Annotated in this window: 9 protein-coding genes and 1 pseudogene; 4 read left to right on the top strand and 6 right to left on the bottom strand. The window is 66.7% G+C overall.

The window, feature by feature from the left end:
- A pseudogene (locus Y88_RS13495) lies at positions 1-1,869 on the top strand (chromosome segregation protein); the annotation flags it as partial.
- Positions 1,870-1,881: 12 nt separating this feature from the next.
- On the opposite strand, the gene ubiA reads toward Y88_RS13495, so the two are convergent.
- Complete coding sequence (gene ubiA, locus Y88_RS13490; protein WP_026166848.1) at positions 1,882-2,811, bottom strand: 4-hydroxybenzoate octaprenyltransferase; 930 nt, start codon at positions 2,809-2,811, stop codon at positions 1,882-1,884.
- A 77-nt stretch (positions 2,812-2,888) separates the two neighbouring features.
- Between ubiA and Y88_RS13485 the strand changes: the two genes are divergently transcribed.
- From Y88_RS13485 to Y88_RS13475, 3 genes are read left to right on the top strand one after another with little or no spacing between them, the layout of a single operon-like run.
- The gene (locus tag Y88_RS13485; protein WP_008070185.1) at positions 2,889-3,656 is read left to right on the top strand and encodes a 16S rRNA (uracil(1498)-N(3))-methyltransferase; all 768 of its coding nucleotides are present in this window, start codon (positions 2,889-2,891) and stop codon (positions 3,654-3,656) included.
- A 56-nt stretch (positions 3,657-3,712) separates the two neighbouring features.
- Positions 3,713-5,086, top strand: a complete 1,374-nt coding sequence (locus tag Y88_RS13480; protein WP_008070184.1) for a glutamate--cysteine ligase — start codon at positions 3,713-3,715, stop codon at positions 5,084-5,086.
- Between the two features lie 30 nt (positions 5,087-5,116).
- Positions 5,117-5,416, top strand: a complete 300-nt coding sequence (locus Y88_RS13475) for a putative quinol monooxygenase (RefSeq protein ID WP_008070183.1) — start codon at positions 5,117-5,119, stop codon at positions 5,414-5,416.
- A gap of 3 nt (positions 5,417-5,419) precedes the next feature.
- Here the strand turns inward: Y88_RS13475 and Y88_RS13470 are convergent, their stop codons facing one another.
- The 5 genes from Y88_RS13470 to Y88_RS13450 all read right to left on the bottom strand — a co-directional run bounded on the left by Y88_RS13470 (position 5,420) and on the right by Y88_RS13450 (position 11,292).
- A complete protein-coding gene (locus tag Y88_RS13470; protein ID WP_018075462.1) occupies positions 5,420-6,787 on the bottom strand; it encodes a methyltransferase family protein in 1,368 nt (455 codons plus the stop codon).
- Positions 6,788-6,894: 107 nt separating this feature from the next.
- A complete protein-coding gene (locus Y88_RS13465; RefSeq protein ID WP_008070170.1) occupies positions 6,895-8,343 on the bottom strand; it encodes an outer membrane protein assembly factor BamB family protein in 1,449 nt (482 codons plus the stop codon).
- Positions 8,340-9,089: a tetratricopeptide repeat protein gene (locus Y88_RS13460; RefSeq protein ID WP_036500150.1), complete on the bottom strand. Its 750-nt coding sequence runs from the start codon at positions 9,087-9,089 to the stop codon at positions 8,340-8,342. Before Y88_RS13460 ends, Y88_RS13465 begins: the two co-directional genes overlap by 4 nt.
- A 137-nt stretch (positions 9,090-9,226) precedes the next feature.
- Complete coding sequence (locus Y88_RS13455; protein ID WP_008070168.1) at positions 9,227-10,435, bottom strand: glycosyltransferase; 1,209 nt, start codon at positions 10,433-10,435, stop codon at positions 9,227-9,229.
- The gene (locus tag Y88_RS13450) at positions 10,432-11,292 is read right to left on the bottom strand and encodes an alpha/beta fold hydrolase (protein WP_018075465.1); all 861 of its coding nucleotides are present in this window, start codon (positions 11,290-11,292) and stop codon (positions 10,432-10,434) included. The genes Y88_RS13455 and Y88_RS13450 overlap by 4 nt, the downstream gene beginning before the upstream one ends.
- Positions 11,293-11,331: the final 39 nt, after the last annotated feature.

Here is an 11,331-nt window from a genome sequence, read left to right as displayed (position 1 = left end):
CGGGCCCTCGCCGCCGTTCTGGGCCGCGATGCCACGGCCCCGCTCGGCCCGGCCCCGGACAAAGGCGAAGGCCGGTTCTGGACCGGCGCCACGGCCCCTGCCCCGGTCCCCGGCGCGCTCGCGCATCACGTCACCGCAGCGCCGCCCGAGCTCGCCGCGCGTCTGGCGCTGGTCCATGTCGTCGAAAACGACGATGGCCGCGAACTGGCTCCCGGCGAATGGCTGGTGACCCGGGATGGACGCCTGCGTCGCTGGGACGGCTTCGTCGCGCGGGGCGAAGGTGCTGCAGAAGCGGCCCTGCTCGAAGCGGAAAACCGCCTCACCCATTTGCAGTCCCTGCTCCCGCCCCGTCGCGAGGCGTTGGCCGCCGCAGAAACTGCCGATGCCGCCGCCCGCAGCGAATTGGCTGTGGTTCAGGGCGAGCTCGCCGGGACCGAGCGCACACTCGCTCAGGCTGCCGATGCCGAACGCGCGGCCCTGCGCGCCCTCGACGCCGCCGAAGCTGCCCGCCAGGTGCGCGCAGCCAAGGCCGCCGAGCTGACCCGCGTGCGCGAGGATCTCGCCGCCCAGCGGACCGCCGCAGCGCAAGACCTTTCAGGCGCCGAGGAACGCCGCGACGCTCTTCCCGATCCCGCCGCCGGACGTGCCGCTCTCGAAGCGGCCCGCGCGCACAACGCCGCCTCCCGCACGGCCCTCCAAAGCGCAGCCGCCGCGCTTGCCGCTGCCGATCAGGCCATTGCGGTGGGACGCGAGCGCATGGCGGCGTTGAAGAACGACATCCGCAACTGGCAGGGCCGCGCGAGCGATGCGGCCCGGCGCCTTGCCGATATGGCAACGCGTGCCGAGGAACTGGCCGCCGAACGCACGGTCCATGCCGCCAAACCGGCCGGACTTGTCGTCGAGATCGAAGCGGGAGAGGCCCTGCGCGAACGTCTGGCCGCCGACCTCACCGCTGCCGAAGGCGCGCAGGCGGCCTGCGAAACGGCCGCGCGCGAGGCGGACAAGGCCTTGGCCCGGGCCGGAGAAACGCTTGCCGCCGCGCGCGAAAGCCGGGCCGGTCTTGCCGCCCGTGCCGAAAACGAGACCCAGCGGCGACAGGAAATGGCCGCGTTGTCGGGCGAACGGTTCCAGTGCCCGCCACCGCTGCTGCCCTCGCGTCTGGGCTTCGTCGCCGACGAGGTCGGCAGCGCCGCCGATGTCAGTGCCGAACACGACCGTTTCGTCGGCGAACGCGAACGGATCGGACCGGTCAACCTGATCGCGGCGGACGAACTGGCCGCAGCCGAAGGAGAGCACGGCACCACCATTACCGAGCGCGCCGAACTGATCGAGGCGGTCGGGCGCCTGCGCGGTTCGATCGGCAATCTCAACCGCGAAGGTCGCGAACGCCTGCGCGCCGCGTTCGAGGCAGTCGACGCGCATTTCCGCCGCCTGTTCACGCGCCTGTTCGGCGGCGGCGAAGCCCATCTGGCGTTCGTCGACAGCGAAGATCCTCTCGAAGCGGGCCTTGAAATCTTTGCCCAGCCTCCGGGTAAACGGCTGCAATCGCTGACGCTGCTTTCAGGCGGGGAACAGGCGCTGACCGCCGTTGCCCTGATCTTTGCGCTGTTCCTGACCAATCCGGCGCCGATCTGCGTCCTCGACGAAGTCGATGCGCCGCTCGACGATGCCAATGTCGACCGTTTCTGCGACATGCTCGACGCCATGGTCGCCGATACCCGCACCCGCTATCTCATCGTGACGCACAATGCCGTGACGATGAGCCGCATGCACCGGCTGTTCGGTGTCACCATGGTCGAACGCGGGGTTTCAAGACTGGTCAGCGTCGATCTGGGCGGCGCCGAGGACTTGCTCGCCTCGGCGGGATAATACCAAGGACGCTCAGGCGTTCACGCCGACCACGAGGCAGGCCGCCGCCATCAGCAAACCGGCAAAGCGATTGGCGCGAAAACGGGCCAGCGAACCCGCGCCGTCGTCGGGATCGAAAGTAACAACCTGCCAGCCAAGGTGCAACGCGACCGGAAGCAGGGCGACAAGCGCGAGCGGATCGGGGCGAACGAGCCAGAACGCCCCCGCCCAGCACACCACCGCCATGCCGTAAAGCGCAGCGACCCCAACCCGGACGTGACGGCCGAACGACAGGGCCGAGGACCCGATCCCGACCAGCACGTCGTCCTCGCGATCCTGACAGGCGTAAATGGTGTCATAGGCCATGCACCAGCCCCAACAGCCCGCATAGAGCAAGCCGAGCGGAGCAAGGCGCGAAAACCCTGCAACTTCGACCCAGCCGACCGGCGCGCCCCAGGTAAAGACGAGCCCCAGCCATGCCTGAGGCCAGCCGGTAATGCGCTTCATGAACGGATAGGCGGCCACCAGCGCAAGGCTCGCGAGCGCCGTGAGCTGCGCTTCCCAGCGCAGGCGCAAGAGGACCACCAGTCCGATTACGCAAAGCACGCCGATCCACGCAAAGGCCGCCTTTTTCGACACGGCCCCGCTGGCGACCGGACGGACTGCCGTGCGCGCCACCCGGACGTCGATATCCGCGTCGACGATGTCGTTGAAAACGCACCCCGCGCCCCGCATCACGATCGAACCGAGCAAAAGCCACAAGAGGATATCCCAGCGCGCCGTACCGCCCGCCAGGAACAGGCCCCATGCACAAGGCCAGAACAGCAGCCACCAGCCGATCGGACGGTCGAACCGGGCAAGCAGGGCGTAATGGCGCCAGGGCAGCGGCAGAGCGGCGACAAGGCCCTTGTGCTCGCTGTCGGGTACGATCGCGCCGGAGACATTGAGGGGGGTCTGAACCATGCCGCTCTCCTGCTCTTGCCCGATACGAAGCGCAAGCGCGTTTGCCCATGTCGCCATGCGCGGCTAGAGAAACGCGCATGACCGATCCGCTGCCCGCAACGCCCGCCTGGCCTCCGAAATCCGCTCCGCGCCTGTTCGTGACCGGACCGCTCGGCGACGGGGTTTCCGTCACGATCGAGGGGGGACAGGCGCACTATCTGGTGCGCGTCATGCGGATCGCGCCGGGCGATGTCGTCGTCCTGTGCGACGACGCGACCGGGGAATGGGCCACGCAGGCAGGCCCTGTCGGCAAGCGCGATCTGGTGCTGACCTGCACGACCCGCCTGCGCGAGCGCGAGGACGTTCCCGATTTCTGGCTCTGCCCCGCCTTGCTCAAGAAGGACCGCTTCGACCTCGTTCTCGAAAAGGCGAGCGAACTGGGCGTCGCACGGCTTCGCCCGATGCTGGCCCGCCGGTGCGTCGCGGACAAGCTCAATCCCGAACGCGCCCGCGCGACGCTGATCGAGGCGGCTGAACAGTGCGCGCGCACGGCCTTGCCGCAATGCGATGCCCCGGTCCGGATCGAGGCCCTGCTGGCCGACTGGCCACAGGATCGCACGCTCTTTTTCGCCGATGAAAACGGCGGCGCTCCGGCAGCGGCGAGCTTTGCCGCCCACCCCGGCCCTGCCGGATTGCTGGTCGGCCCCGAAGGCGGTTTCGACGAAGCTGAACGCGCGGCGATCCGCGCCCATCCTGCCGCCGTTCCGATCACGCTTGGCCCCCGCATCCTGCGCGGGGAAACCGCCGCGATTGCCGCAACTTCGCTGTGGATGGGCCTTTGTGGCGACTGGAGCGATCCGGCATAGGCCCATCACCGTTTTCTGCTGGCGCGAAGGCCTTCCGGTCATTAACGCATGCGCGCATGAGTACGCGGCAGGAAACCGACTTCGACGAACCCGTAATCGAGAGCCGCGAGGCCCTCGTGACGCCCATGCAAAAGGGCGAAAAGCCCGCTTCGGCCTGGCGCATCGGCACCGAGCACGAGAAATTCGTCTATCGCAAGGAAGACCACCGCGCGCCGTCCTATGAGGAGCCGGGCGGCATTCGCGACCTGCTCATGGGCCTTACCGAATTCGGGTGGGAACCGGTCATGGAAGGCGGTCATGTCATCGCCATGAGCGGCGCGGACGGCACGGTCAGCCTCGAGCCCGCCGGACAGCTCGAACTTTCGGGTGCTCCGCTCGAAACCCTCCATGAAACCTGTGTCGAGACCGGACGCCATCTGGCGCAAGTCAAGGCAGTCGGCGACCGGCTCGGCCTTGGCTATCTCGGCCTCGGCCTCTGGCCCGACAAGCGCCGCGAAGACCTGCCGATCATGCCCAAGGGACGCTATGGCATCATGCTGCGCCACATGCCTCGCGTGGGCACGATGGGCCTCGACATGATGCTGCGCACCTGCACCATCCAGGTGAACCTCGACTATGCGAGCGAGGCCGACATGGTGCAGAAGTTCCGCGTCAGCCTTGCCCTGCAACCGCTCGCGACCGCGCTTTTCGCCAATTCGCCTTTCCTCGAAGGCAAGCCCAACGGCTTCCGGTCCTATCGCAGCCACATCTGGTCGGACACCGATCCGGCGCGCACGGGCATGCTGCCTTTCGTGTTCGAGGACGGCTTCGGCTACGAACGCTATGTCGATTACATGCTCGACGTGCCGATGTATTTCGTCTTCCGCGACGGCAAGTACATTGATGCCGCCGGACAGTCGTTCCGCGACTTCCTCGACGGCAATCTGCCCGCGCTGCCCGGTGAAAAGCCGCGCCTGTCCGACTGGAACGATCACCTTTCGACCGCCTTCCCCGAAGTGCGGCTGAAATCCTTCCTCGAAATGCGCGGTGCCGACGGCGGTCCGTGGAACCGCATCTGCGCCCTGCCCGCGTTCTGGGTCGGCCTGCTCTATGATCAGGGTGCGCTCGATGCGGCGTGGGATCTGGTCAAGGACTGGGACATGGACGGGCGCGAACGCCTGCGCGCCGAAGTGCCACGGCTCGGGCTCGACGCTCCGCTGCCCGGCGGCGGCACCTTGCGCGACATCGCGGGCGAAGTTCTGGCGATCTCGCGGCGCGGTCTTGCCGCGCGCGGTCGCCTCAATGGGGCGGGTGACAATGAAACCGGCTATCTCCAGCCGCTCGACGACATCCTCGCGCGCGGCAAGACTGCGGCCGACGATCTGCTCGAACGCTATAACGGCGTCTGGGGGCATGATCTCGCCCACGTCTACGACGAATACAGCTTCTGAACGGAGCTGCTGACCCAAGGAGCAACGGCGATGATCCTGGTGATCGGAACATTCCGCATCCCGCCTGCCAACCTTCAGATGGCCTTGCCGGTGATGGAAAGCGTGATCGTCGCCACCCGGGCCGAGGACGGCTGCATCGCTTACAGCTATGCGCAGGACGTGCTCGATCCGGGGCTGATCCATGTCAGCGAAAAATGGCGCGACCGGGCCGCGCTCGACGCGCATTTCCGGACCGCGCACATGCTGGCATGGATTGCCGAGCGCACTCTGCTCGGGCTTGGCGATCGCGACATCCGCGTGTTCGAAAGCGACGAGGGCGTCGCCGTCTGATCGCTATTCCGCCGGGTGGGGGCCCGCAGGCGTCCCGACCGGTCGCCGCCGCGCCAGCCAGCGCCCGACCCGGACGAACCGCGCGGTGATCGCGCCGTGCTCTGCCATCCATGCATGATACGCGCGATACTTGGCGTCCGCGGCCAGCAGGTGCGCCTCCTCGGTACGGGCGCGCCAGTAATAGACGCCACTGACAAGACCGAGCGTCACCGTATTGCGCACCGCATCGACCGGCGAATGCGTCGTCGCCAGAAACGGCAAAGTCTGCAACCACCAGAACAGGTTCTTCGCAAGATAGGCCGGATGGCGGGTGAAGGCGTAAGGGCCGTTGGTCAGCACCCCACGATACGTCAGGTTCGAAAAGCGCAGACCGAACGCCACCGTCGCCCAGGCATAGATCGCGGTCAGGAACACCAGAACCCCGGCCCAGAGCCACAGCAGCTTGGTATGGCCCGCCATCCAGAACGCCCAGTCGGCGGTGTTCTGGTGATAGTCGAGCACATTGCCCCCACCCATGAGGATAAAGGGCGGATAGCACATCAGGGCCGAGACCCAGCCCGCCAGCAACGGATTGGCCGTGCGGATATGCGCGTCGAGCGGCTTCATCGTGAGGAGGTAGCCGACCATCGCGATCTGCACGTCGACCATGAACATGAATTCGATCGCGACATTGCCCAGCGTAACCGGGTCGGTCGCGAGATGCCCATAGTCGGCTTTCACTTCGCCCATGAAGCCGAGCGGATCGATCGAGAGCATGAAGGCGCAGAAGAAGCCCTTGACCGCCCAGCCTCGCAAATGGTGGCGCACCTGTTCGGCGTCCCATGCTTCACGCCCGATCAGCATCGCGCCGAAATGCCAGGCGCCGTCGCGCGGTTGCACCAGCACGCGGTCGAGCCAGAGGACATAGGGTACCGCCCCAAGGAACAGCACAGGCGCGGCATAGCCCAGCAACTGCATCGCGAAATAGTAATTGCCGCGCCAGTACCAGCGCCCGAGGCAATAGATGGCCGCGATCAGCGCCCAGGTCGCCCAGAGACCCGCGATCTTGGTGATCGAGACCGGCAGCATCTCGTGCAAGGGGCGCGGCGAGGACCAGTCGATCCCGGTCGAAGCGCGCAGATGCACCCGATCGACCAGCAGCGACCATGCCACCATCGGAATGCCGGATGCCAGTATCGCGGCAAGCGCGGCATAGGGCCCCGCGAGCGGCGTATAAGGTCCGGGCAGGCCGATCATCTCGGCAAGGCTGCCCCAGTTGCGACAGACGAACAGCCAGACCAGAAGCCCCGCAAGCCCGACCAGACCGACTCCGGCCGAAACGTCGCTTTCGGGACGGGCGAGGGGAACGGACGGGCGGAAAGACTGGTTCATCGCCGCCTCCACCTAACGCGGATCCCCCAAGAAATGATGAAGCCGACGCCCATCGAGGCGTCGGCCCATCATTTCACACCCGCACAGCGCGGGAAAGCCGAAAAGGATTACCGGAAAGCGGTCAGGCGCCCGGTGTTGTCGAGAACGTAGAGGGTCTGGTTTGCAACCACCGGTGCCAGGCTGAAGCCCCCGTCGAAACTGGCAAAGCGCGTCAGCTTGCCGTCATCGACCGATACGGTCGCGAGTTCACCGTTCGAATTGGCGACCCACAGCCGGTTGCCCGCCAGAACCGGGCCGGTCCAGAAGATCGCGCCCTTCTTCTTCGATTCCACCTGATAGCGGCGGAGCTGGGTCAGCCAGCGCACCTTGCCGCTCGACTTGGCGATGCACAGCAGCTTGCCTTCGTCGGTGAGGGTAAAAATCCACTCGCCCGCGACCGAAGGCGTTGAAATACCCGCCAGATTGAGTTCCCAGATCCGCTGTCCGGTGACCAGCTCATAGGCGGCCATGCGCCCGCCCTGACCCAGCGCATAAACGCGGCCATGGTCGATGATCGGGTCGGCGTCGATGTCGGTCAGGGTCGAGACCGAAGTCGCGATCGACGTGCGCGCCAGAGCATCGCTCCAGAGCTGACGCCCGTTTTCATAGCGATAGGCGACCAGTTCGCCCGAGCTGTACCCGGCAACGATCGTCCCCTGCCCGACGGCCGGAGCCGCCACGCCGAACACGCCGGTCTGGGACAGCGAGCCCGACTGCATCCACTGCGTCGCGCCATCGGCGACGTTGAGCGCCGCGATCTGGTTGTCCTGCGTCATGACGACGACCGAGCCATAGCCGATCGCGGGCGATCCGCGCAGCGGCCCGAGAGGCTTCACCCGCCACTTGATCGTGCCCTTTTCAGCGTCGAGCGCAGCCACTTCGCCAAGGCCGGTGGTCACATAGACGACGCCGTCGTCATACGAAGCGCCACCGCCGAACACCGACGAACCGCTGTCGGGCAACACGAAATCCTGATGCCACAGCTCGCGACCGGTGTTCGCGTCGAGCGCGCGCAGCACGCCAAGCGTATCCATGACGAAGAGCTTGCCGTTGCCGATGACCGGCGCAGCAGCGAGACGGCGAAGCGGGGACGAACCAGCAATCAGCGTGGACCACAGCTTGTGCGGGTGATCGGCGAGCGCGAGGTGGCCATAGGCCTTGGACGCGCTGCCCCCACCCTGGGTCCAGTCGCTGTTCACTTCGGGCGGCGGCAGGACCACCGAAATGCCCGCCATCGCGTCGTCGACTTTCGTCCCGGCCTCGATCCGCGACAGGATCGGGACGCGCGTGCCCACGGTCGGCGTCGTCTTGACCTTGTGCTTGCCCGCGCCGCCACTGCAGGCGCCCAGCGCCAGCGCGATGCCCATGATCGCGACCGTCGCCAATGCGCGGCGCGGCGCGGCGAACGCGGGAAGGAAGCGGGTCTTCATTTCATGCGACACAGTTTGATGTGACACGGGCATTCGGGCCATCAATGCTTCCTCGTTCGAAAGGCCGGTCTGGACCGGCCCCGTCATTGCCCGGCGGCCTGCGCGGCCGGATCTTCACCCATGTCGACACCCAGATGGACCGCCAGCTGGCGAATCCGTCCGCGCAGCGAATCGGGAACGCTCTTGTCCTTGGCGATCGCCGCGAAAAGCGAAGCGGCCTGATCGTTCTTGCCCATTTTCATATAGGCAACGCCCAGCATTTCCCCGGCACTGCCGAACCACGGGTTGCCCGGCACGGCAAGCGGCTTCAACCGGTCGACCACTTGCTGGGGCTGCATCGTGTCGAACTGTGCCGCCACTTCGCGCACGGTCGCCAGATCGCGATAGACCTGCGGCGCGGAACCGTCGGCAGCGACGGCGCCAAAAGCCTTGGCCGCATCGGCGCTCTTGTGCTGGTCGAGCGCAATGCCCCCGGTCACAAGCTGCGAAGCGGCGCGGAAACCTGCCCCTCCGGTCGCGGCGATCTGGGCAAGGCTGGTCCTGGCAGCGTCGTAGCGTCCCGCTTCGACCTGATCGAGCGCGATCGCCATCTGCTCACCGCGCTGCCCGGTCAGGGTCGCGACGTGATTGGTCCATGCCAGCCAGCCGCCGACGCCCGCAAGCACCAGGACAATCGCCATGCCGGCAGGACCGCCATACCGCTTGAACAGGGCCAGCGTGCTGTCCTCGCGCAGAGCATCGTCGACTTCACGAAGGAAGACCTGCTCCTGCGCGGCGCGGCGTTCGGCCTGACGGTTGGCGGGAGGGGTCGAATTCTTGGAAAAGAGAGCCAAGGTCGCGCTTTCGGATCGGATCGAGGGTGGCACTTCCACCAGGGTTTCGAACGGGCGGTTTAGCGGATGAAACCGCCAATTCAACTACAATGAAAAGCCACTCCCCCCACGCTCGTCAATGAGGCGTGAACGCGGGCTTAAGGAAAGCTCTCTCGGCCAAGGGCGGCCCCATAAAGGGCGGCATAGCGGGCGGCCATTCCGGCTTCGTCAAACTCGGCGCGCGCGCGGGTCTGGTTGGCCTTGCCGATCGCGGTCCGCAGGGCTTCGTCCGCGCCCAGAGTCGCCAGCGCCTGTCCCAAGGTCGCCTCGTCGCCCGGCGGGGTGATGAACGGCGCGTTTTCAGGGGTCACGATGTCCGCAACGTCACCGACTGCCGGACTCGCAACGGCAAGGCCCGCCGCCATCGCCTCGACCACCGAAAGCGGGAACTGCTCGCTGTCCGACGACAGCGCGAACATGTCGAAAAGACCGACCGCTTCGGCCGGATCGGCAATGTGGCCGGGCAAATGGACCCGGCCGGAAAGCCCGAGGCGTTGCACCTCCGCCTCAATCGCCGCGCGCTCGGGGCCATCGCCGACGATCACGAGGCTCCATTCCGGCCCCATCGCGGCAAATGCGCGCACCAGCCGGGGCAGGTTCTTGACCGCGCGCAGGCCTGCCAGCGTCCCGAGCCATCTGTCGCCCGCCCGCTTGGCAAGCCCCGGCAGAACATCGGCCTGGGGCCGCTTGCGCCCATATCGCGCGGTATCGATCCCATTGGCGATCCGGTGCACCTTGTCCGCCGGCTGCGCCCATGGGCCGAGTGCCACTTCCTCCAGCCGACGCGATGGCACCACCAGCGCGTGGGCCCGTGCCAGTGCAATGCGGCGATACCAGTTGCGCTGCCACTTGAGCCGCTCGGCCTCGTCCGCGTTGAAGCCGTCCTCGTGATGGATGAGCGGCGCCAGACCATACATCGGCGCGAACAGGGAATGGGCCATGACTGCATCCATCGCCCCCCAGTTATACGTGAGGATGAGGTCGAACCCGCGCATGGCCCGCGCCAGCATCTGCAGGCGACGCACGCCGACGGGCCCGGCAAGAGCAGGAAAGCCGAACGGGAAATGCGCCGAAATCCCCGGCGCGATCAATCCGCGCGCGCCCATCGCGCCGGGCACCGCCGACACGATCGAATGCGCCACGCCCTTGCCGAAGCGGTTCATCAGGGCCACGGCCCGCCGCTCTTTCCCCCCGGCATCGAACGTCGAATGGAGATGCAGCAGATGGGGGCGTGCCGCTGCCGCCTTTTTCGCCCCGTTATCCTTCCTCGTCCCGCTGCTCTTTTGTCGTGAATCCAAAGCCGTCACGGCAAACGCCCCAGCAGCCTCAGGATCGCGGCTCGGCATGGTGCTTCGTCGAGCGTTGGGGCATGGCCGACGCCGGGCACGGTGACGAGATCGAGCGCGGGATGGCGCTCCTTCATCCGTTCGGCGGTATCGGCCGAGAGAATGTCGGAAACACCCCCGCGGAAGAGGACCACCGGTCGTTCGGACAAGGCGTCGAACAAGGGCCAGAGATCGGGTGCGGGCGTCGCGCCGTCGTCGCTTTCGAAAGGCTCGGCGATCTTCATGTCATAATCGAACACGATGCGCCCGCCGCTCCCCACCACCATCAGGCGCTTGGCCAGTCGCAGCCAGTCGGACGTCTCGAACTCGGGATAGATGTCGCCTTGCGCCTCGCTCAATGCGCGGGCGGCATGCATCCACGTCTCAAAACTGCGCCCCTGCCCCACATATTCGCGGATCCGGGCAAGTCCCGACGGTTCGATCACCGGACCGATGTCGTTGAGAACCGCGCCCATCACCCGGTCGGGTGCACGCGCTGCCAGCATCATCGTCAAAAGCCCGCCGAGCGACGTCCCGACGGCAATGAAACGTTCGACGCCCTGCTCGACCAGCAGCCGTTCGATGTCCTCGACATAATGGGCGGGCGTATAGGTCGCCGGATCGCGGGCATAATCGCTTTCCCCCCGTCCGCGCAGGTCGAGGCAGATCACCTGCCGCTCGGGCGCGATGGCGGCGGCCAGATCCTCGAAGTCGCGGGCATTGCGGGTGAGGCCGGGCAGGCACAGCACCGTCGTGCGAGCGGAATCGCCGGGATAGAGGCGGGCGCGCAGAGTGAGTCCGTCGCCGCTCTGCCAACTTAGTGTTTCGAACGAGGCCATGTTCCCAGCGGTGCGGTCAAAGCGTCCGATTCGCAAGCG

This window comes from Novosphingobium nitrogenifigens DSM 19370, from assembly GCF_000192575.1.
Taxonomy (GTDB): domain Bacteria; phylum Pseudomonadota; class Alphaproteobacteria; order Sphingomonadales; family Sphingomonadaceae; genus Novosphingobium; species Novosphingobium nitrogenifigens.
This window is presented reverse-complemented; position numbering and strand designations above follow the sequence as displayed.

Coding starts and splice junctions, on each gene's coding strand:
- ubiA (WP_026166848.1), bottom strand. CDS start 2,811: ATGGTTCAGACCCCCCTCAATGTCTCCGGCGCGATCGTACCCGACAGC.
- Y88_RS13485 (WP_008070185.1), top strand. CDS start 2,889: ATGACCGATCCGCTGCCCGCAACGCCCGCCTGGCCTCCGAAATCCGCT.
- Y88_RS13480 (WP_008070184.1), top strand. CDS start 3,713: ATGAGTACGCGGCAGGAAACCGACTTCGACGAACCCGTAATCGAGAGC.
- Y88_RS13475 (WP_008070183.1), top strand. CDS start 5,117: ATGATCCTGGTGATCGGAACATTCCGCATCCCGCCTGCCAACCTTCAG.
- Y88_RS13470 (WP_018075462.1), bottom strand. CDS start 6,787: ATGAACCAGTCTTTCCGCCCGTCCGTTCCCCTCGCCCGTCCCGAAAGC.
- Y88_RS13465 (WP_008070170.1), bottom strand. CDS start 8,343: ATGACGGGGCCGGTCCAGACCGGCCTTTCGAACGAGGAAGCATTGATG.
- Y88_RS13450 (WP_018075465.1), bottom strand. CDS start 11,292: ATGGCCTCGTTCGAAACACTAAGTTGGCAGAGCGGCGACGGACTCACT.